At 57.0% G+C, this 19,071-nt stretch carries 23 protein-coding genes; 12 read left to right on the plus strand and 11 right to left on the minus strand.

Annotated elements, in window-relative coordinates:
• Positions 1 to 24: 24 nt before the first annotated feature.
• Genes DXY02_RS01770 through DXY02_RS01785 form a run of 4 tightly spaced genes read right to left on the minus strand, consistent with a single transcriptional unit; the run spans position 25 to position 5,333 of the window.
• Positions 25 to 813: an ABC transporter permease gene (locus DXY02_RS01770; protein WP_114987762.1), complete on the minus strand. Its 789-nt coding sequence runs from the start codon at positions 811 to 813 to the stop codon at positions 25 to 27.
• Positions 813 to 1,610, minus strand: coding sequence for an ABC-2 family transporter protein (locus tag DXY02_RS01775; RefSeq protein ID WP_114987738.1), 798 nt, complete (start codon positions 1,608 to 1,610; stop codon positions 813 to 815). Before DXY02_RS01775 ends, DXY02_RS01770 begins: the two co-directional genes overlap by 1 nt.
• Positions 1,610 to 2,584 (minus strand): ATP-binding cassette domain-containing protein, encoded by a 975-nt coding sequence (locus DXY02_RS01780; RefSeq protein WP_114987739.1) that lies wholly within the window; start codon positions 2,582 to 2,584, stop codon positions 1,610 to 1,612. The genes DXY02_RS01775 and DXY02_RS01780 overlap by 1 nt, the downstream gene beginning before the upstream one ends.
• A 4-nt stretch (positions 2,585 to 2,588) precedes the next feature.
• The gene (locus DXY02_RS01785; protein ID WP_114987740.1) at positions 2,589 to 5,333 is read right to left on the minus strand and encodes a valine--tRNA ligase; all 2,745 of its coding nucleotides are present in this window, start codon (positions 5,331 to 5,333) and stop codon (positions 2,589 to 2,591) included.
• Between the two features lie 88 nt (positions 5,334 to 5,421).
• On the opposite strand from DXY02_RS01785, the gene DXY02_RS01790 reads away from it, so the two are divergent.
• Positions 5,422 to 5,826, plus strand: coding sequence for a hypothetical protein (locus DXY02_RS01790; RefSeq protein ID WP_244276102.1), 405 nt, complete (start codon positions 5,422 to 5,424; stop codon positions 5,824 to 5,826).
• Here the strand turns inward: DXY02_RS01790 and DXY02_RS01800 are convergent.
• Together DXY02_RS01800 and DXY02_RS01805 are read right to left on the minus strand one after the other, a co-directional pair.
• Positions 5,802 to 6,425: a 2OG-Fe(II) oxygenase gene (locus DXY02_RS01800; RefSeq protein ID WP_114987741.1), complete on the minus strand. Its 624-nt coding sequence runs from the start codon at positions 6,423 to 6,425 to the stop codon at positions 5,802 to 5,804. The genes DXY02_RS01790 and DXY02_RS01800 overlap by 25 nt on opposite strands.
• On the minus strand, positions 6,422 to 6,874 hold the full coding sequence (locus DXY02_RS01805) for a protein phosphatase (RefSeq protein ID WP_114987763.1): 453 nt from the start codon (positions 6,872 to 6,874) through the stop codon (positions 6,422 to 6,424). Before DXY02_RS01805 ends, DXY02_RS01800 begins: the two co-directional genes overlap by 4 nt.
• 54 nt (positions 6,875 to 6,928) lie before the next feature.
• Between DXY02_RS01805 and DXY02_RS01810 the strand changes: the two genes are divergently transcribed.
• Genes DXY02_RS01810 through DXY02_RS01835 form a run of 6 tightly spaced genes read left to right on the plus strand, consistent with a single transcriptional unit; the run spans position 6,929 to position 9,949 of the window.
• Entirely contained in the window at positions 6,929 to 7,186 is a 258-nt protein-coding gene (locus tag DXY02_RS01810; RefSeq protein WP_006852028.1) for a hypothetical protein, read from the plus strand.
• 20 nt (positions 7,187 to 7,206) lie between these two features.
• On the plus strand, positions 7,207 to 8,115 hold the full coding sequence (locus DXY02_RS01815) for an oxidoreductase (RefSeq protein ID WP_114987742.1): 909 nt from the start codon (positions 7,207 to 7,209) through the stop codon (positions 8,113 to 8,115).
• A gap of 50 nt (positions 8,116 to 8,165) precedes the next feature.
• A complete protein-coding gene (locus DXY02_RS01820) occupies positions 8,166 to 8,576 on the plus strand; it encodes a transcriptional repressor (protein WP_114987764.1) in 411 nt (136 codons plus the stop codon).
• A complete protein-coding gene (locus DXY02_RS01825; RefSeq protein ID WP_114987743.1) occupies positions 8,573 to 9,310 on the plus strand; it encodes an MBL fold metallo-hydrolase in 738 nt (245 codons plus the stop codon). Before DXY02_RS01820 ends, DXY02_RS01825 begins: the two co-directional genes overlap by 4 nt.
• A 38-nt stretch (positions 9,311 to 9,348) precedes the next feature.
• Positions 9,349 to 9,585 (plus strand): high light inducible protein, encoded by a 237-nt coding sequence (locus tag DXY02_RS01830; protein ID WP_114987744.1) that lies wholly within the window; start codon positions 9,349 to 9,351, stop codon positions 9,583 to 9,585.
• 58 nt (positions 9,586 to 9,643) lie between these two features.
• Positions 9,644 to 9,949 (plus strand): TIGR03894 family protein, encoded by a 306-nt coding sequence (locus tag DXY02_RS01835; protein WP_114987745.1) that lies wholly within the window; start codon positions 9,644 to 9,646, stop codon positions 9,947 to 9,949.
• Positions 9,950 to 10,434: 485 nt separating this feature from the next.
• Here DXY02_RS01835 and DXY02_RS12335 read toward each other — a convergent pair whose 3' ends face one another.
• Positions 10,435 to 10,587 carry a hypothetical protein gene (locus DXY02_RS12335; protein ID WP_170951434.1) on the minus strand — a complete coding sequence of 51 codons (153 nt, stop codon included), beginning with the start codon at positions 10,585 to 10,587 and terminating at the stop codon, positions 10,435 to 10,437.
• 524 nt (positions 10,588 to 11,111) lie between these two features.
• Between DXY02_RS12335 and DXY02_RS01845 the strand changes: the two genes are divergently transcribed.
• From DXY02_RS01845 to DXY02_RS01855, 3 genes are all read left to right on the plus strand, one after another.
• A complete protein-coding gene (locus DXY02_RS01845) occupies positions 11,112 to 12,509 on the plus strand; it encodes a site-specific integrase (RefSeq protein ID WP_206749619.1) in 1,398 nt (465 codons plus the stop codon).
• 363 nt (positions 12,510 to 12,872) lie between these two features.
• The gene (locus DXY02_RS01850; RefSeq protein WP_114987748.1) at positions 12,873 to 13,052 is read left to right on the plus strand and encodes a hypothetical protein; all 180 of its coding nucleotides are present in this window, start codon (positions 12,873 to 12,875) and stop codon (positions 13,050 to 13,052) included.
• A 342-nt stretch (positions 13,053 to 13,394) separates the two neighbouring features.
• Entirely contained in the window at positions 13,395 to 13,529 is a 135-nt protein-coding gene (locus DXY02_RS01855) for a high light inducible protein (protein WP_114987765.1), read from the plus strand.
• 889 nt (positions 13,530 to 14,418) lie between these two features.
• Here the strand turns inward: DXY02_RS01855 and DXY02_RS01860 are convergent.
• From DXY02_RS01860 to DXY02_RS01870, 3 genes are all read right to left on the minus strand, one after another.
• A complete protein-coding gene (locus DXY02_RS01860) occupies positions 14,419 to 14,577 on the minus strand; it encodes a metallothionein (RefSeq protein WP_114987749.1) in 159 nt (52 codons plus the stop codon).
• Between the two features lie 116 nt (positions 14,578 to 14,693).
• Positions 14,694 to 15,020: a ferredoxin gene (locus DXY02_RS01865; RefSeq protein WP_114987750.1), complete on the minus strand. Its 327-nt coding sequence runs from the start codon at positions 15,018 to 15,020 to the stop codon at positions 14,694 to 14,696.
• Positions 15,021 to 15,045: 25 nt separating this feature from the next.
• Positions 15,046 to 15,792 (minus strand): phycobilisome rod-core linker polypeptide, encoded by a 747-nt coding sequence (locus tag DXY02_RS01870; protein WP_114987751.1) that lies wholly within the window; start codon positions 15,790 to 15,792, stop codon positions 15,046 to 15,048.
• A 211-nt stretch (positions 15,793 to 16,003) separates the two neighbouring features.
• On the opposite strand from DXY02_RS01870, the gene DXY02_RS12060 reads away from it, so the two are divergent.
• Both DXY02_RS12060 and DXY02_RS01875 read left to right on the plus strand, forming a co-directional pair.
• Complete coding sequence (locus tag DXY02_RS12060; protein ID WP_206749620.1) at positions 16,004 to 16,357, plus strand: hypothetical protein; 354 nt, start codon at positions 16,004 to 16,006, stop codon at positions 16,355 to 16,357.
• Positions 16,358 to 16,624: 267 nt separating this feature from the next.
• The gene (locus DXY02_RS01875) at positions 16,625 to 16,993 is read left to right on the plus strand and encodes a hypothetical protein (protein WP_114987752.1); all 369 of its coding nucleotides are present in this window, start codon (positions 16,625 to 16,627) and stop codon (positions 16,991 to 16,993) included.
• Between the two features lie 1,258 nt (positions 16,994 to 18,251).
• Here the strand turns inward: DXY02_RS01875 and fldA are convergent.
• The gene (gene fldA, locus DXY02_RS01880) at positions 18,252 to 18,767 is read right to left on the minus strand and encodes a flavodoxin FldA (RefSeq protein ID WP_114987753.1); all 516 of its coding nucleotides are present in this window, start codon (positions 18,765 to 18,767) and stop codon (positions 18,252 to 18,254) included.
• Positions 18,768 to 19,071: the final 304 nt, after the last annotated feature.

Below are 19,071 nucleotides of genomic sequence, written 5' to 3' on the forward strand. Positions count from 1 at the left end.
CCACACATGGCCTGGAGCATTGCACTAACTCGATGCTGAGGTGTAGAAGCGCAAGGCAAAGAGCCAGAAGGCCCGCGCCGCCGCAAAGAACAGCACCGCCAGAGCCAAGCCAGCCATCAGCATCGGTGTGGCGGCCTCACCCAACAGCACCTGGGCCGGAACCGTGGTGAGAAAGGCCACCGGCAGCACCAGGGTGAACAGCAGGCGTAGGGCAGGTGGGTAGGCGTTGAGGGGATAACGGCCGGAGGCCAGCAGAGCTCTGAGCACCTCAGTGGCATTCCAGGTTTTGACGAACCAGATGCTGGTGGCGGCGATCAGAAACCAGAGCGAGTACAGGATTAAGCCACCGGACAGCAGCATCACCAGCACGGTGAAGAGAGACGACAGGCTGAACACCACATCTGCCTGATGGCTGCCCCAGGCCAGAAGCCCAAGCCCCAAGCCGATCTCCGGCAGCCCCGCCGGCGAAAGCGTGCGCAGCGACAACCAGAACTGGCTGTCGATCGGTTTGAGCAGCACGAAATCCAGGGTGCCCTCGCGCACATGGGTGACGATCGCCCCAAGGTTCGGGCGCAACCACGTGGTGGCCATGCCATCGAACACCGTGTAAAGCCCCTGCACCATCAAGGCCTGGGCCCAGCTCCAGCCCCCCAACCTCTGATCGGGGCCATAGAACAGCGAGAGCAGGAACAGGCTGCCGCTGAGGCTCATCGCTACCGCCAACAGCTCGATCAGCACGTTGGCCTGATACTCCAGCTGCACGGCCACGGCCGTGCCCCAGAAGCGACGCAGGGTTCGCCAATAGCGTCCCATCAGGCCCCCATGGCGCTGTAGCGCCGCACGCCGGCCCGCCAAAGCAGCAGCACCAGCGGCAACAGCAGAGCGATCCAGGCCAGTTGCGCCCCGAAGCCCGCCAACAGATCCACCGGCTGCCCCGCCAGCACCCGGGCCGGGAAGTCGATCAAATACGGGAAGGGCGTCCACTGGGCCAGGGCCCGCACCGCCGGCGGAAAGGCCGTGAGCGGTGCCAGCAGACCGGACAGGAACAGGAAGGGAATGAACTGCAGACGCTCCAAGGCACTGGCCTTCTCACTCCAGAAGCAGAGGGCCGCAATCAGGCTCTGAAAAAGAAAGGCGATGGCGAAGGCCAGCCAGGTGGCCAGCCAGGCCAGTAGGAAGCCCCCCAACGACGGCAACCAGAAGGCCTGGGGCCGCACCGCAAAAAACACCGCTGCAATCAGAGCCGCGAAGGGCAGACGGGTGAGCTGCTCGCCGAGGTGGGCCGCCACGTAACGCCAGAGCGGATGCAGCGGTTGCAGCAGGTAAGGAGAGAGCCGGCCCAGCAGGGCGTCTTCCTCGAAGGCGTAGACCACCCACACCACCGAGAACTGGCGCACCAGAAAAGCGCTGAGAAAATAGCGATCCAGGGCCACACCATCCAGCCCCAGCCCTGAGCGCGCGTCGCTGCCGCTCCAGACGCTGAGCATGATGAACGGCAGCACCCCGGACAAAGCCCAAAGGGCGATCTCGGCGCGGTACTCGAGCATGTGGGCGTACTGGGAGCCCAGCAGCACCCGGATGATCCGGCGGTTCAGCCCGAAGATCCGCATCAGACCCGCCCCTGCCGGAACAACCCACCGATCAGCCCCTCGATCGGTGGATCGGTCACATCCAGATCACGCACGGGGAAGCGATCCAGCAGTTGCGCCACCACGGCGGTGAGCTGATCGCGGGGCACCAGCAGCCGCACATCACAGCCCTCCAGCTGCTCCAGACGTCCCAACCCCGCCAAGGCATCGGCCGAAACGGGCGACTCCAACTCGAGCCGCACCTCCCGCTCCGGTGCCAATTGATCAGCCAGCGCTTCCAGAGGGCCGTCGTGGAACAAGCGCCCCTGGTGGATCAACAGCACCCGGGGGCAGAGGGCCGTGATGTCAGCCATATAGTGGCTGGTGAGCAGCACCGTTGCCCCCGTGCGGCGGTTGTACTCGGCCAGGAACTGCCGCACCCGGGCCTGGGCATTCACATCCAACCCCAGGGTCGGTTCATCGAGGAACAACACCTCCGGCTCATGCAGCAGGGCCGCCAACAGTTCGGCCTTCATTCGCTGGCCCAGGGAAAGCTTGCGCACCGGCCGGGTGAGTTCCTCCCCCAGCTCCAGCAGATCGGCCAGCACCTTGATCCGCCGCCGGGCCACAGCATCAGGGATGCCGTAGACCGCCGCATTCACCCGCAGCGAATCCATCGGCGGCAGGTCCCAGAGCAGCTGCTGCTTCTGCCCCATCACCAGGGTGATCCGGCGCAGAAACTCCGCCTGACGGCGCTGGGGCCGGTGCCCCGCCACCTGCACCTCACCGGCGCTGGGGTGGATCAAGCCGCAGAGCATCTTCAAGGTGGTGGTTTTGCCGGCGCCGTTGGCACCGAGAAAGCCCACCATCTCTCCAGGTTCAATCCGGAAGGAAACGTCCTGCACCGCGGTGACGTCCCGGGTGCGGCGGCGGATGAAATGGCGCAGGGTGCCGGCCAAGCCGGGCTGCTTCTCGGCAACCCGATAAATCTTGCTCAGCCCCTCAACCTGAATCACCGACTCAGCTCAGATCCGCCAGGCGCTTGCGGGCCAGATCGGCCTGGGCCTGCTTCTCATCGAGGTTGGCCTGGCATTCCGCCACCACCTCCGGCGGGGCCTTATCGGCGAAGTTGGGGTTGCCCAGCCGGCCCGCCAGGCCCTTGATCTCCTTCTCCGCCTTGGCGATGTCTTTCTCCAGGCGCCCTTTGAGCGCATCGAGATCGACGAGGCCTTCGATCGGCAGCAGCACCTGCAGCTCACCGCTCACCCCTGCCAGGGCCTTGGCCACCGGAGCCGCATCGGCTTCTGCCGGCGCCATCACCGCCACCGACTCCGCCCGTGTCAACGCTGTGATGTCGGCCGTGCCCTGAGTGAGCACAGCCGCCAGCTCGCCGCGGCCGGTGACGAAGCGCACCGGCACCGATTGCGAGGGCTTGAGGCCCGCCACCGCCCGCAGGTTGCGCACCACACGGATGGCACCGATCAGCTCAGCGAACGAGGCTTCCAACGCATCATCCAAAGCACCTTCATCCAGCTCCGGCCAAGGCTGCAGGGCCAGGAAGGTGGTCTCCGGCTCGCCGGTGACGCTGTGCCAGAGCTCCTCGGTGAGGTGGGGCATCAGCGGATGCAGCATCAGGTGCATCTGGCTGATCACCTTGGCCAGCACCTGCTTGGCCACCCGCTGATCGGCGAGGGCCTCAGCCGAGGGGTTCTCACCGGGGTTGAGCCGGCGCTTGCTCAGCTCCAGATACCAGTCGCAAACATCGTTCCAGGCGAACTCGTAAAGCCCCTTGGCGGCTTCACCCAGGCCATAACTGCTGTAGCGCTCGGCCGTCTCCCGGTTCACCCGGGCCAGGCGGGAGAGAATCCAGCGATCGGCCAGCTGCAGGGCCGCGGGGTCGGGTTCACCGAGTTGGGCCGGTGTTTCGCCGCCCAGGTTCATCAAGGCGAAGCGGGTGGCGTTCCAGAGCTTGTTGGCGAAGTTGCGCGAGGCCTCCACCGTGGCGGAGGTGTCCTTCTTGCGGTCATAGTCCAGGCGGATGTCCTGCCCCGCTCCGGCCACCTCCCGCACCAGTGCGAAACGCAGGGCATCGGTGCCGTAACGGTCGATCAGCAGCAGCGGATCGATGCCGTTGCCGGCGCTCTTGCTCATCTTGCGGTTCTGCTCATCCCGCACCAGGCCATGGATGTAGACGTCCTGGAAGGGCATCTCACCGGTGAAGGCGCCGGCCATCATCGTCATCCGGGCCACCCAGAAAAAGATGATGTCGAAGCCCGTCACCAGGGTGCTGGTGGGGTACCAGCGCTGCAGGTCGGCGCTGTCTGCATCGGGCCAACCCAGGGTGGAGAAGGGCCAGAGGCCACTGGAGAACCAGGTGTCGAGCACGTCTTCGTCCTGCTCGATCTCCGCCGCCGCGCCGTACTCCGCCTTAGCCTTCTCCAGGGCTTCGGCTTCGTTGCGGGCCACCACGTAGGGCGTGGTGTCGGTGTACTTGCCGCCGGTCTCGCTGATCACAAACCAGGCGGGGATGCGATGGCCCCACCAGAGCTGGCGGCTGATGCACCAGTCGCGGATGTCGGTGAGCCAGTCGCGATACACCTTCTCCCAGCGCTCGGGGATGAAGCGGGGGTCCTGCTTCTCGAGGGCCTCACGACAGCGAGCCGCCAGGGGCTCGGTTTTGACAAACCACTGGGTGGAGAGCAGCGGCTCCACCGGCACCTTGCCGCGATCGGAATAGGGAACGCTGTGGCGGTAGTCCTCCACCTTCACCAGCAGCCCCAGCTCCTCCAAACCGGCCACCACAGCCTTGCGGGCCTCGAAGCGATCCAGCCCCTCGAACTGACCGGCCTCTTTGTTCATGGTGCCGTTCTTGCGCATCACCGTGATCTGGGGCAGACCGTGGCGCTGGCCGATGGCGAAATCGTTGGGGTCGTGGGCCGGCGTCACCTTGACGCAGCCGGTGCCGAACTCCTTCTCCACGTGGTCGTCGGCCACGATCGGAATCTCCCGCCCCACGAACGGCAGGGTGAGGGTCTGGCCCACCAGATGGGCGTAGCGCTCGTCGGTGGGGTTCACCGCCACCGCCGTGTCGCCCAGCATCGTTTCGGGCCGGGTGGTGGCCACCTCAAGGTGGCCGTCGCCGCTGCTAAGCGGATAGCGGAAATGCCAGAGGTGGCCGTCCACCTCCTTCATCTCCACCTCCAGATCACTCACCGCCGAACCGGAGGCGGGGCACCAGTTCACCAGGTATTCACCGCGGTAAATCAGCCCCTGCTCGTGCAGCCGCACGAAGGCCTCCTTCACCGCCTCACTCAGGCCTTCATCAAGGGTGAAGCGCTGGCGCTTCCAATCCACGGAATACCCCAACCGCCGCAGCTGGCCCACGATGCGGCCACCGCTTTCGGCCTTCCACTGCCAGGCCCGCTCCAGAAACGCCTCACGGCCGAGGTCGTGGCGGGTCTTGCCCTCCTCTTTGAGCTGCTTCTCGAGGATCGTTTGCACCGCGATCGAGGCGTGATCGGTGCCGGGCAAGCAAAGAACGTTCTTTCCCGCCAGGCGGTGATAGCGCACGATCGTGTCGATCAGGGCCGTGTTGAAGGCATGGCCCATGTGCAGGCTGCCGGTGACGTTCGGCGGCGGGATCACCACCGAGAACGGTTCACCGGGGGCCTTCGGGTCGGGATGGAACGCTCCCTGGTCCTCCCAGGCCTGCTGCCAGCGGGCCTCCGTACCAACCGGGTCGTAGGTCTTGGCCAGTTCGGGCACGGAAAGCTCAGCGGTTCAGCAGGCCATGCTCGCAAAGCCCTGCCCGCAATGGCCAACGTCCCGAGCATCGGCCTATCGAAGCGATGGCATGGCCGCGATCGGGATCCAGCATCTGGCCTTGGGCATCGCACTCGCCGTGACCAGCGCAGGCTGCAGCTCCTGTAGACCACCGGTGGTGGTGAAGGTGGCGCGCACGATCAACAACGCAGAAACCATCTCCAGCAAGGACTACGAACGGCTGCGGGAAGTGACCGAAGAAGCCATCGATCACATCAAGGGCGTGGATCCCCACATCCGCCCGCAACTGACCCTGTCCAGCCAGAAAAACTCCGTTGATGAAATCGCAGATCAGCCCCGCAGCGGCAGGTGTATCCAATGGAATGGCCCCCCTCCAAGGAGGAAACCCACCGGCTCGGCAGCCCCAGCAATCAGCTCCAGGCCGAAGCAGACAGCGATCCTGCCAACAACTCAGCTAGCCAGACGCCGTAGGTAGTCCTCCTGGCGTCCGGCGTTGATCCAACCGGTGGCGATCAACTTGCTGGCGCTCTCGTTCACCCGGCCACGGTGAATGTGGGACGGACCAGCCGGAAAGATCACCAACTTGCCCCGCTCCGCCGGTTCGTGGTGGTCCTGCCAATGGAACTCGGTGCCAGCCTCATCCACGTCGTTGCAATAGAGAATCCAGGCCAGCACCCGGTGCACCGGTTCGGTGGCCTCATCGCTGATGGTCCAATCGCAGTGCCAACGCTTGAACCCTTCCCCCGGGGCGTAGTGCTGGAGGTTGAAGATCGGATTCACAAACAGGCTCTGCTGCGGGCAGCACTGACGGAACAGCGGCCGCTCCTGCAGATAGCGCTCCAGGCCGGCCGTTACCCCCCGCAGGATCAGTTGCGAGAGGGCAAAGGATTCAGGTTCCGAGCGATCAATCGCCACCAGGCTGATGTCGGTGCTCTGTTTCGCCGGTTCCCCCTCACCCTCGGGCCCGAAGGCCACACCAGGCCGCTGTAAGTCGACCCGGCGCTCGAAGAACTCACGCACCGCATCGGCCACCGAGGCGTAACCGGGATTGCTGTAACGCCCGATCAGGTTCATGCCGTGGCCTCCACGCGAGGAATCGCCACCACAGCATCGAGCTGCTGCCAACGCGACCGGTCAGCCACCACATGGTCCTGCAACTGCACCTGTTCAATCACTGTGGCAGCGCGCTCCAGATCGAGGGGAACACCCGGGCCCATCGGCAACACCAGCACCTGCTGCTCCGCCGGATCGGCCATCACCTGCAGATCGAGGGCCTCCAGCTCCCGCTCAAAGAACACCCGCCGCATCCGGGTGGTGAGGCTTGGCCCAAGCGCCTCAACGAAACGGGCCATGCCGGCTTCATCTCCGGAGCTGCCGCAATTCAGCGACAACCAGATCAGCAGCTTCACCCAACTTTCCGCCGTCCACAGGGGTTGGAAGCTCTCCCGGTGCTGCCGCACCAGCTCAGCGATTGAAAAATCAAACAGCGTGGCCTGCAGGCCAGTGGCATCAGCGGAATCCATGCTGTTCATCCTCTCCTGCGAAAGGTCAGACTGGGGCGACTGGCTATTCGCACCATGGCCCTGGACCTGAACGATCCCGAACTCGAGTTCTCCGATCTGGTCTACGCCTACCAGAGCTGGGTGATGGCGGTGATCAATGACGAAAAGCTGGACAGCGACGACAAGCTGCTCACCGACGACATCGCCGAGGACGCCCTCAACTCAATGCGCTTCCTGCCGGGTGAGGTGACCAACGCCATCGAAACGAGCCTGGCCCGCGTCTACGACGTGGACGCCGACGAACTGGCCGAGCTGCTCTTCCCTGAGGACTGAGCCCAGGCTCAGATGACGCGATGGGTTGGTCCGCGGCTGACATCCCGAACCAGCAGGGCCGTATCGCCCTGATCACTGGAGCCAACAGCGGCCTGGGCCTGGAAACAGCGCGCGCCTTGAAACGCTGCGGGGCCACCGTGGTGTTGGCGTGCCGCAGCCCCCGCAAAGCCGAGAGGGCCAAGCAGGAGTTGCTGCAGGAGCGCGATGGGGGAGCGGTGGATCTGGTGGACCTGGATCTGGCGGACCTGACCAGCGTGCAACAGGCGGTGGCCACCGTCGGGGAGCGCTACGGCTGCCTTGATCTACTGATCAACAACGCTGGCGTGATGGCACCGCCGCGCCGCACCACCGCCCAGGGCCATGAATTGCAGTTCGGGGTGAATCACCTGGGGCACATGGCCCTGACCCAGGCCCTGCTGCCGCTGCTGCAGAACCGGCCCGATCCCCGCGTGGTGACGGTGACCTCCGGAGCGCAGTACTTCGGCAAGATCCGCTGGGACGATCCCAGCTGGAGCAAGAGCTACGACCGCTATGGCGCCTATGGCCAAAGCAAACTCGCCAACGTGATGTTTGCCCTTGAGCTGGATGCACGCCTGCACGAGCAGGGCAGCCCCATCCGCTCCCTGGCTGCCCATCCCGGCATCGCGCGCACAGACCTGCAACCCACCGCAATCGCCAGCGTCGGCAACCGTTTCGAGGCTCTGGTCTACCGGCTGATGGATCCCTTGTTCCAAAGCGCCGGCATGGGTGCCCTGCCCCAACTGCATGCCGCCACCGCGGCGACGGCACAGGGTGGCGAGCACTACGGCCCTGAACAGTTCGGTGGCTTGCGGGGTGCACCGGCGCTCTGCCGTGTGGCGCCCGCAGCGAGCCAACCCGCCGAACGGCAGCGGCTCTGGAGCTTGAGCGAGCAGCTGATCAGTGGCTGAATCCAACGCTGTGATGTTGAGTGGCCGCTGGTTGGTCGCCCTTTGAAACCATGGCCACTCGCCGCCCTGCCACTCAGATCAATGCCCGCCAGAAGGTCTTGCTGGCGAACCTGCAGGCCTGTGGTGATGAGATGAGCGGTCAGCAGCTGCACCGCAGCCTGGAGCCCGAACAGGCCATGGGCCTCGCCACGGTGTATCGGAATCTGCGCCAGCTGCAGCAACGGGGCCTGGTGCGCTGCCGCCACCTGCCCAATGGCGAGGCGCTCTATGCGCCGCTGGAGCGGGATCGCCACCACCTCACCTGCGTCGATTGCGGCAAGACCCAGGCGCTCGACCACTGCCCGATTCACGACCTGGAGGTGCCCGAAGACGGTCGCAAAGGCTTCGATCTCCTGTTTCACACACTTGAATTCTTTGGTCTCTGCAGCGACTGCCGCGAGCGGCAGCAAAGCCCGTCATGACCCTGGCCGCCACGTACTACGGAGCCAATGGCTGGTTGCTCGAATTCGATGATCTCCGCGTTCTGGTGGATCCCTGGTTGCGCGGCAGCCTGAGCTTCCCCCCCGGGGAGTGGCTGCTCAAAGGGGAACTGCCGTGCGAGCGCAAGGTGCCCGAGAAGCTGAACCTGCTGTTGCTCACCCAGGGGCTTGCAGACCACGCCCATCCGGACACCCTGGCGCTTCTCCCCAAGGACCTGCCCGTCATTGGATCGGCGGCTGCAGCACGGGTGGTGGAACGCCTTGGCTTCACCAGCGTGAAAGCCCTCTCCCCCGGAGAGAGCACCAACCACCAGGGCCTGCAGGTGCGCGCCAGCGCCGGTGCACCGGTGCCGATGGTGGAAAACGGTTATCTGCTCGAGCATCCGGCCGGATCGCTCTATCTCGAACCCCACGGTTTTCTCGATCCAACCCTGGAGCCACAGCCCCTGGATGCCGTGATCACGCCGATGGTGGATCTGGGGCTGCCGGCGCTTGGAGCGTTCGTTAAAGGCTGCTCCGTGGTGCCGCAACTGGTGGAACGCTTCCAACCCACCACGGTGCTCGCCAGCACATCCGGGGGCGACGTGCGCTTTGGCGGCGCCTTGAGTCGGGCCCTGCAAATGAAAGGATCCGTAGCCAGCACTGGAGCCCAGCTGCCGGCTAGCAGCTCCTGGACCGATCCAACACCTGGGGAACGACTGCTGCTGAAAAACTGATTTTTCGGATTAAGCTTTGTAACAACAGCTTGAGTTCGATGAAATCCTCGCAAGCCAGCGATTCCTGGTTCCAAGGCGTCGCTGCCCGCGACATCCACATGGAGCAGCTCAAAAAGGCCGAACGCTTCAACGGCCGTGCCGCCATGGTCGGCATCGTGATCGGAATCATCACCGAGGGGCTCACCGGTGCCGGCATCGTTCACCAGATCGGGCTGGGTCCCCTGGTTGATGGCTATGCCGCCTGCCGCACCCAATTCCTGCCCTTCTGCTTCTGATTCGGAAGGGGGACCACCCCCTCGATGACGAGAATGGTGCGATTCACGTTCGAATCGAATGGCTGCTGACAAGGAACTGCTGAAGGAAGTGGCCCTGGAGCTGTGGAACACCACCAAAAAGCTTCGTCCCGGCCTGCCCAAAGCGCCTCGCGCCCAGCTGGTCTTAAAAGCCCTGCTCACCATCGGTGACATGAGCGATCAGCTGGAAGCCGCCATGGTGCTTGGAGTGATTGAGGCGCAGGAACCCGACGATGAGCCCGGGCAGGGAGAAGCGGCCGGCGAAGACAAGACGGTGTCTGAAACCGATGCCAAGACCGAGCGGGAGACTCCCAGGGTTGTGCGCAAGCGCTCCAACAGCCGCTGATCAAGAGTTCCAAATGACAAGCCACCCATCCCGCTCCCTCGCTGGGGATGGGTCAAGCTTTTAAAAGCGCTTCGGCGAGACGGCTTAACGCTGCAGAGCAACCACAGCCGCAGCAGCAGCAAGTGCCACGATTCCAGCCATCCAGATGCTGCCTTGGCGTTCCAACAACCACGCAGCGTTGCGAGAGATCGACAACCTGCCAGTTGCCAAAAGCGCAGTGAACCCCATTAGCAGAACCACGGGAACCACAAGCGCCAAGACCAACTGCATCACAAAGTGCCTTTGAGGCCTACCTTCCAATGATGATGTGGTGGCAAATCGAGCCACGTCTCTACGTCCGCACCACAACCTGAATCTTGACTCTGTTGATCGTCACGGCCGGTTTCATTGGTCTGCTTTGGCTCACGCAAAGCCTGATCAGACGTGTCATGGATGATGGCAGCAACAGCTGAGGCGTCTTCATTCCGCTGAAGGGACGAACCTCGTCAGCGATGCCTGGGCTCCCCTGGGGCCTGCTCGGCTTCCGCCTTCAGGAAACGGCGATGCTGAGATGAGGCATAGCCGCTGAGGTCAATTCTGCTGGCATTGCTGCCAGCCTTTCGCCACTCCCTCGGGGGAGTGCTGGATCTTCTGTTCATGGAATCGAGTTATCGGTTCTCGCGCAGTGGGCCTTCAATCAGGCTCTTTGGCGTCGCCCCACCTTTGCACACCCAACCGTCCGACGCACCGAGCGGATGAGTAATTGCAGCTACGGCAAGCCATTCGAATCGGACCGATACTCCGCCCAACGGCAAACGGCTTGTGACTCCTGAAGAGCAGTACGTGCAATGCATGGATGCTGCCTACGCCGCTGCTGACAGGAAGACCTGCCTGAAAATGATGCGAAGGGCAGAAGGCGTCCTGCGCGGTGAATTCAGCGCCCAGCCAACAAGCGATGTTCCTGGAGAGCGAGCGCTGGCGAGCTGAAGCAAAACCTCAGGAAACGCAGTGCTGCACTTCGTTTTGAAATGGGCGATAGTGGGATCGAACTAGTGACAATCTCCTTGCAAGGGAGACTGTCAAACTGAAAGCCGAAATCGATAAAACCTTCAAATCACTAGCCAGACCGTTGAGCACGACTGGTTTCCAAGCCAGAGAGCTTGAGCCGTGCTCTGTCCTGTCGTTGCGTGTCACGACCAGTTGGAGCACACTTTGGAGCACGCCCACGGATTTGGAGCACGCCACCGCAATGAGCCGCAGCGCACAGCCCTGGGAAGCAGCAATGCGGGCGACCAATAAGGCCGCGAACGGCAAAAACTGGACAGTCCGGCAGCTGAAGGGGCGCACCCAAATCACGATGAAGCTGGAAGACGGCAAAAAGCCCTCTGTCCTTACAGAGATCCCGTGGCAGCCCGACAAGGTCAACGACATCCTCAACGCGATTGTGGAGGTCAGATCCTTCGTGAAGGCTGGCCACAGCCTCCCGGAGGCCAACGAGAAGCGTTTGAAGGCCCTGGGCAAGGAAAGCGGCAAGGCTCCGGCGCTCAGGAAGTTCGACTGGGTCGCCGCGGCCGACGATTTCCTCAAGTCGATGGAGAGCCGTCGTGAAGGAACCCTCGATGACCTTCGGATCAGAGTCCGCCGGTTCAAGCTCACCCTGAAGTCCAGGCCAACACCGGACGACGGCCCATCGCTGATGCGGGCCTTCGCTCGGCTGTACTTCGACGAGGTTTATCCCCCGGATCACCGAAAGGCCGGAAAATTAAGACTGCCGCCCGGCAAAGATGGCCGCCGCCGGAACCTCCGGGACGTGGCCCGGATACTGCGGCATGGCGTCGAAGAAATGGGAGCACCCGAACGATGGCTGCCGCTTCCACCGAAGAAGATGAGCGGCCTGATTGGCTCAGCAGTTACTGAAACAATCACAAAGGCAAAAACCATTCCTGTCCTGCCGGAAAATTTCGAGGCATTGTTAGACAATCTCGAAGCAGACGGAAAGCTTGAACTGAGGCTGGCCGTGGGCTTAATTGGACTTTATGGGCTCAGGCCATCCGAGCTTGCTGTGATGCGGCTCGAGGATGACGGGAAGCTGTACGTCGGCGGCCAAGTCAAACGCGACGCCAAAGCCATCGAGCAAGGAACGGAGAAGCCTGAGCGCCTCGTCAAACCCCTAGACCTCAATGGCAGAGAGGGTTTGGGGAAGGAGCTGGCAATGCTCTGGAACAACGGCAGGGGAGCGAGGAAGCTCCCTCTGGCGATCAGAAACGAGATCGCCAAAGTCGAAGAGAAGAACACCTTCAAGGAAGTCGGCGCAGCCTTCAGCCAGCTACTGACTCGATACAGATATTGGAAGATTCTTGTTAAAAAAACGCCAGGATTAAAGCCATACGGTTTACGGCACGGATGGGCATGGCGCGCCCATAAGAACTCCGAAAAGCAATTACATTATTCCCAGGCGAGCGCGTTGCTAGGACACACAATCCGCGTTCATCTGGATTATTACAGCTCCTGGGTGAGCGAGGACGAGCTGGAAAAAGCCGTCGAGGAATACAACCAGAACCTCAAAAGTGTTGCGTCCTGAGATGACACGTAGTAGACAGGTTGCAACCAGTTCCTGCCACCGACCCTCGGGTCATTAGTCGCGAACCGGAACGGTCAGGCCCCGGCCTGACCGATGGGCACGATCATTTCCTTCGGGGCCGCACCCATACCCACACGGGAGCGCGGATCGTCATTCACCGGTGACGGTGACATGCAGTGCACAGCATGAGCTTGTTGGCTCCTCAGAAAGGGTCCCAGGGGTGGAACAGCAGATAAAGCCCCGACGAAGTGGTCACAGGGGGGCTCTGCACCAAACCCTTTTTGTGTCCTTGGAATGCCCTGGCTGAAGACCCGCCCAATAGCGGACGCTGCTGGATGCAGCGAAAGAACCCTCAAGCGGAACATGGATGTCCGCGGCGGCGGCCTGAATCTCGGCGAGCACTATCGCCACGACCCCTCCACCAACAGCTCATACATCTGGCGAGCTGATCTTGTGATCGAAGCCTTGAGCCACCGCGGATTAGTGGCCGCCGAGGGCCGCAAGCTTCTCCTCGAACTCACTGCGTCGGAGCAAAAAGATTGACCGACGCCACAATCTGCAGCGCCGGTCGAGGTCCGTGCAATGACCCGACCTTAGGTGAGTTCCTCCTGATCAAGGAGATGGTTTCGCCCCCACAAAGTCAGATCGCCAAAGAATTTCGCGGAGCAGCTGATCAGGCACATGCTCCAAGCTGTACTCCAAACCCCCAAGACAGTGGCTGGCGCAGGCCGTGAACTGACCTGACTCCGAGTTCTCTCGGGAGGCTCCCAAGAGTTGTCAAAACCGCATAAGGCTCAGAGGTAAAGCTTGCGGAGCTGATTGATTCATTTGGCACAACAGAAGCAGAAGAGGACCAATAGGATTGTTACGTTTTTTAACGACGCTATGGACAGCAAGTTCGGCTTCTCATCTTTCGCTGAAACCTGGAACGGCCGCCTGGCAATGATGGGTTTCATCATTGGTCTTGGCACTGAGCTACTCACCGGTCAAGGGATCCTTTCTCAGATCGGGATGGGCTGATGCCCAAAGAGGAAATTGATGTTTGGGTACCCGAGACACGTCTTGGGTACTTCAAGCTCCTTTACTTCGGGATGCTTGTGGCAGCGATTTGCGTCGGTGGGAACACAGCACTTGGCTCCCTCTGGCCAACCATGGCTATTGGACAATGATCCGAAAGCTGACACCTGTTTTCTACTGGAGGTGCCGACTAGTCCTTAAAAGACATCACAACAATGCCGCTGCTCATTTGAAACTACTCATGGCAACATCTGAAGCACGAACATCCGACATACATTCCATACTTTGTTCGGAAGTTTCAGTCGCATGGGCCTTCCATCCAATGGTTTCTCCAATAACCATTGGGCGCTGAGTGTCAGCGTTACAATCCCTCGCCGACACAGCAAGCAACGGCCTGGCTCCTCTTATGAAGGGGAGGAGTCAGATCAGCGTTGTATTAACAGTTGCAGGCAACGAGTGCACTACATTCATGAGACTCATTAAGTCGCCGCAAACGCTTCATATTGTCAGCACTTAATCCATAGGCAGAGCAAAAATAATGTTGGAGCATCCACAACCTCCAGTCAATGGTTTAACTACAGCCATTGGGCGCTGAGTTCCGCTGACTTCTCCGCCATGAGCATCGACGGGGGAGTCAGTTCAGCGTTAATCAACTTCCCAGGAATTTTTAATGGTGTTGAATTCAAAAGCACTTCAACGTCTTGTCATATTGAATTACAAGAATACAGATAATGAAGAGCTAGTTGGCCTAGCTCTGGAATTAGTAGAGGAATCGAACGGCGGGATTCAAGTAAGAGTACTTAGGGATTCAAATGTAGTTAGCTGTGTATCGGTGGTACCCTTAAACAAATGCAAAGTGGATGATTTGCAGGGGTGTGACTGCTGCGAATAATTAGCAGCAATTACAACTAGAGCAACATTGGTCATCACCGGCCTGACCATCAGCACATGACTGAGAGAAGTAAATCTTGCCTTCTTTCTTGATGGCTGCTTCTGGATCAACTCTGCAGCCACAGGGTTCACATGCGCATGGGAGGTTTGTGGTTTGCATGGCGTTTACAAAGTATTCCCCCCCTTTATAGATCAAAAATCAATCGACGCATCCCTCAAACATATTCATAGCAACTTGTATCTTCAATCAAGGAAGAGTTAAAGTGTTCACATAGCTCAAATCTCTACGCCGTCATCACGATACTCAAAGTCTACCCAATGAATACAATCAACAGGACAGGTATCAATCGCCTCCTGGATTCGATCTATTGAATCGCCATCTTGTCGCACAGCACGGCAACGACCTGTTTCTGGGACCATAACAAAAGTATTAGAGGCCACATGTGCACAGTAACGACAACCAATGCAATCAGACTCATCAACCCAAACTGCTTTTTCACGCAATGCTCCACCCAAAGATGGCTCTAGCCCAGTGCGTAGACCATTACAATTAACTGATTTAGCCGAGAAAGCTGCTTCAACTGATTTTTCCGAAATGTACATAATTCTGTTTAAATCAATAACACACTCAAATCGTAAACATCTGGCGGAAGACTAAAAGAACCAAGGAAACACTTCCGACGCCTAAAACAAACAAGAAAACAAACCAGAGTTTAAAAAGACGACCCTCAGGCTTTTCATAGATGAGACGGGATACCGTCATTGGCCGACTGATTTTATTGAAGGCATCTACAGAGATCATTAATCCATCACGAATCAGTCGATCACGCCAACTTTCTCCATAGCGAGGAAGTCGCTGGTAGATAGGCATCTCTCCTTGAGAGCGTCCTGGCAAAATACGATTTACTTGAGCGGGGATTCCATCAATTCCAAATCTCTCAAAATACTCAGGAGATTCCAGGATGCCATCAACAAAAGCTGCAAATCCCTGATCGGCAATAACAATGGACCAAGATTTCACTTCATCTTGTCCGTAAACAGGACGACCAAGGACACGGCCTATGACCTGCTCAACTACTCGATCGTTCCCATTGCATTCGACATAGCCCCTATAAAAACGATCGGAGAGTAGTAGTCCTCTTATAAAATCTCTTACAGTGATGGAACCTGACCTGAGCTGTGATTCTAAAAAACGGTCACGATCGCAACTCATTGCATGAAAATATATCTGCCGATAACACCTTTCAATTATTTCTGAAGACAAATCAGGCGCTAGATCTAAACAAGGCTGAAGCGAAGCTGATATTGAATCAACTCGAGAGTTTTGACTGGATGGCTTGAATGGCAAGCGAGCCCTGGCAAAAAGGGAGGCCAATTAATCTGAGGTGACAATTCATTATTAAAGACATCAAAAAATTACTGGTAAAAACAATGAATACCTCTAACGAAGATAATCGAGACATACAGCGATCACAAAAGGCATATTATTAAAACCATTTGATACCACATTAGGTAATTTTTAAAAGTTCGATGTGGCAACGCTCCTCAATGATGGGGTTGATCATCACGGGAAATGAACCATGGCGTTGAGCGAATTCGAAATTGCGATAGGTGGAATTACTTCAATCCCAGTTGTGGGTGGTATAATCTATTTAGGATATAAGTCTTTAGGCGAGGGCTCCTTAGATACAAGCAAACTTAAACCCAAAAAAAAGACAACGGTCACAAAAGAAACACCCGCACCTGACCAGAAAGACCCTGAAGCAAAAAGCCAGAAAATAGAGAAAAATATTAATACGACAAGCACTAACAAAGAAAAAGCTTCTGCGGGAGAACAGCCAAAGCCAGCCAAGGAGAAGGGTTCAATATCTAGCAAAAAGCAGCCTAAAGACAAGTCAAAAGCGATGCCACCAAATCAAACAACTAAGCCAGAAAAGTAGGGGAGCTCAACAAAGCTGAACAGGAAAACAAGTAGATGATATGTCTAATCAAGCCAAGTCTTCTCTGTATAATATGAGCAGAAATTCAGGCTACCAGAAAAAGCATAAAAATATACCATCAGAGTGCAAAAAGACAAGCATTTAAGCGGAGTTTTAACGACCAAATGTGATCGATATTCACCCAGCAAAAGCAGCATCGCAGACATGAATTGCTATCAAATTATTTCATAAAAAAACCGAAGCCAACGAAGATATGATTTTGAACTAATGGACATTCTCAATGTTCTTGTTGGGGTTACCGCGATCTTCTGGATTGCCGCTGGAATCAAAACACACAGCGATTGGATTCAATCAATCTTTGTCAATGAGAGCAAAAAAATACGGCGACAAACAGAAATAATTAGTGAGTTTGGATACGGCGCGCTCAACACACGCAACACACTTGAGGGCAAGAAAGGGCTGGTCTTTGCCTATTGGGACAAACCCCTTGGAAAACAAAAAAACGAGGGAACTCCTGAACAAATGCAAAGTCCAATCATTTTTCAGCTGGTATCACTAAACCTGATAACTTGCACATCAATTGCATTATTAATAGTTCTAAGCAGAGGTCTTTTCTCGATACTAGGTCTGATTTAATCGCACCTAAACATTAACTGATGCCTTAGAACTAGTAATAATTCTAAGGCTCGATGACCACAGGTAAAAGCGAATAATGATGCCTTACTTTTTCTAGGGCATTAGTGCCAGACATTCCACAACATATCTGGCGTACATTGGATGAAGCTATTACCTCATCTGTACTGCACTTAGCTCATAGCTAGAGAGACAATTCTTTTGGAAGTTCTATTACAGCACTTCCATCCAATGGAGTGCTGACCATTGGGCGCTGTTCAGGGACTGACTCCTCTTCTAAACGGGGGGAGTCAGTTAAGCGTTACTGGCGCCTGAACATCAAAAAGTGATATTTGCATGTGCGATCTGCTCGTGCGCTGTTCATCATGTATTCCAAGCCAGATCCTAAACCATGATTCCTTTCGTGCTGCCAATCGTTGGCCTAGTACTGGTGTTATGTCACATCATCTACGGGACTAATCCTCAGAGCCAAAGCGAAAGTACGCATTAACAGGCATCTTTGGCAAAATTGATAAGACTCATTTGATAACTGCCTCTACATCATCGGATTAGTAGTCAACCTACAGCAAAGGTCAGGATGTTTATGGAAGTTCTGCCGTTAGGGCTTTCCATCCAATGGCCTATCCACAGTCATTGGGGCGCTGGAGAGTAACTGGCTTCTCTTCTTTAGTGGGAAGCCAGTTCAGCGTTGTCTGATTATTGACTCCACCACATCGAAACATAGGCAACGATCATTTGGCTACTGCCATTGCCTCATCACGACGTAACAGCATCCATCCACAACGCCATGCTTGTTGCGGAGCCTCGGAACCTCCATCCAATGGAGTGATGACCATTGGGCGCTGATAGCACCACTGACTCCCTCTCTGACGATGCGGGGAGTCAGATCAGCGTTATTTGACTACTGATGTGATGAGCCTAAAGACACCTAGTCATCCTTCTTTTACACAGAGTATTTTGTCTACAAAACCCAAGAGATTATGAAGCGTTCATTGAAGATTATATTCATTTTCTCTCTCTACACACTTATGTGCAGCGGGGTTCTTATTATAGCCATTCGCGAGTCAACAAGACAGCCAATTGGCCTATTAGTTGTAAGCATGGCATTAACTCCAGCCCTTGTTGCTATCTTTGGCGGCTTACCTGTTAATTTTTTAGAGGGGAAATTTAAAGTAAGGCTTGGTAACAGTTCAACCAAGAATGAGGAAGCCAAAACAAGCTGACGAAGCTTCGTAATGGCAATTATTGCGCTCTCAGACTTTTATATACTCGCCTCCTGCATAATTAGCCTGGACCAAGACTGAAGTCGCTCATCGGTTTTTTCGGATTCATTATCTTCATCTAATGGGAGACCGCAGAACATGCCGTCAACAACGCTTTTGGAATCATCAAAGATATATTGCTCAACTGATACATGGCCGATCATCCGACCTCCTGCAGATTCGAATGATCTATAAAGCTCTTCCATTGCATCACAAAAATACTTGCTGAAGGCCGCAGAGTCACCTAAACCTACAATCGCAATAGGCTTACCTTGTAGAGATAAATGAGGAATATTATCAATATGCTCGTCCCATGTTGTACCTGATCTCTTGGTTTCAGAACCCGTATTCCACGTTGGAGTACAACAAATGAGTGCCTCAGACTCTTCCAACTCTTTTGTAAAATCTATTCTATCAAGGTCTTTTAATTCCGATCCAGGCAATAGCACTTTCAGCCTTTCCGCGATGTCTTCTGTATGACCAGTTGCAGACGCATAAACAATAGTAAAGCGCATAAAATTAAGGCGGATAATCAATAGTAAATATCAGCTTTATGCCCCTTGTTCTTATTTGACATAACGAAGTCACCCAAAGCACCTATACGACTTATTTATGCTTCTAAGGCGCACAGCCTCCACTAACGATTAGGAAAACTTGCCGGATACTTGATCAATAGGATCCGAGCCCTCAACCTGCTTGACTAAATAGATTGTAGCCAAATTATTCGCTGAAAAGTAATATCGAACGATTTTGCTTTGCAAAGAGGAGGCCGCCCCTCCCAGGTGGAAGAGACGGCCTAGCTCGCTCGCTTGTGCATGG

The sequence above is a fragment of the Synechococcus sp. N19 genome (genome assembly GCF_900474045.1).
Classification (GTDB): Bacteria; Cyanobacteriota; Cyanobacteriia; order PCC-6307; family Cyanobiaceae; genus Parasynechococcus.

Bases quoted from the DNA above. Each gene is read 5' to 3' on its own strand.
- DXY02_RS01770 (WP_114987762.1), bottom strand. From the start codon at position 813: ATGGGACGCTATTGGCGAACCCTGCGTCGCTTCTGGGGCACGGCCGTG.
- DXY02_RS01775 (WP_114987738.1), bottom strand. From the start codon at position 1,610: ATGCGGATCTTCGGGCTGAACCGCCGGATCATCCGGGTGCTGCTGGGC.
- DXY02_RS01790 (WP_244276102.1), top strand. From the start codon at position 5,422: ATGGCCGCGATCGGGATCCAGCATCTGGCCTTGGGCATCGCACTCGCC.
- DXY02_RS01800 (WP_114987741.1), bottom strand. From the start codon at position 6,425: ATGAACCTGATCGGGCGTTACAGCAATCCCGGTTACGCCTCGGTGGCC.
- DXY02_RS01805 (WP_114987763.1), bottom strand. From the start codon at position 6,874: ATGGATTCCGCTGATGCCACTGGCCTGCAGGCCACGCTGTTTGATTTT.
- DXY02_RS01810 (WP_006852028.1), top strand. From the start codon at position 6,929: ATGGCCCTGGACCTGAACGATCCCGAACTCGAGTTCTCCGATCTGGTC.
- DXY02_RS01815 (WP_114987742.1), top strand. From the start codon at position 7,207: ATGGGTTGGTCCGCGGCTGACATCCCGAACCAGCAGGGCCGTATCGCC.
- DXY02_RS01820 (WP_114987764.1), top strand. From the start codon at position 8,166: ATGGCCACTCGCCGCCCTGCCACTCAGATCAATGCCCGCCAGAAGGTC.
- DXY02_RS01825 (WP_114987743.1), top strand. From the start codon at position 8,573: ATGACCCTGGCCGCCACGTACTACGGAGCCAATGGCTGGTTGCTCGAA.
- DXY02_RS01830 (WP_114987744.1), top strand. From the start codon at position 9,349: ATGAAATCCTCGCAAGCCAGCGATTCCTGGTTCCAAGGCGTCGCTGCC.
- DXY02_RS01835 (WP_114987745.1), top strand. From the start codon at position 9,644: ATGGCTGCTGACAAGGAACTGCTGAAGGAAGTGGCCCTGGAGCTGTGG.
- DXY02_RS12335 (WP_170951434.1), bottom strand. From the start codon at position 10,587: ATGAACAGAAGATCCAGCACTCCCCCGAGGGAGTGGCGAAAGGCTGGC.
- DXY02_RS01850 (WP_114987748.1), top strand. From the start codon at position 12,873: ATGGATGTCCGCGGCGGCGGCCTGAATCTCGGCGAGCACTATCGCCAC.
- DXY02_RS01855 (WP_114987765.1), top strand. From the start codon at position 13,395: ATGGACAGCAAGTTCGGCTTCTCATCTTTCGCTGAAACCTGGAACGGC.
- DXY02_RS01860 (WP_114987749.1), bottom strand. From the start codon at position 14,577: ATGCAAACCACAAACCTCCCATGCGCATGTGAACCCTGTGGCTGCAGA.
- DXY02_RS01865 (WP_114987750.1), bottom strand. From the start codon at position 15,020: ATGTACATTTCGGAAAAATCAGTTGAAGCAGCTTTCTCGGCTAAATCA.
- DXY02_RS01875 (WP_114987752.1), top strand. From the start codon at position 16,625: ATGGACATTCTCAATGTTCTTGTTGGGGTTACCGCGATCTTCTGGATT.
- fldA (WP_114987753.1), bottom strand. From the start codon at position 18,767: ATGCGCTTTACTATTGTTTATGCGTCTGCAACTGGTCATACAGAAGAC.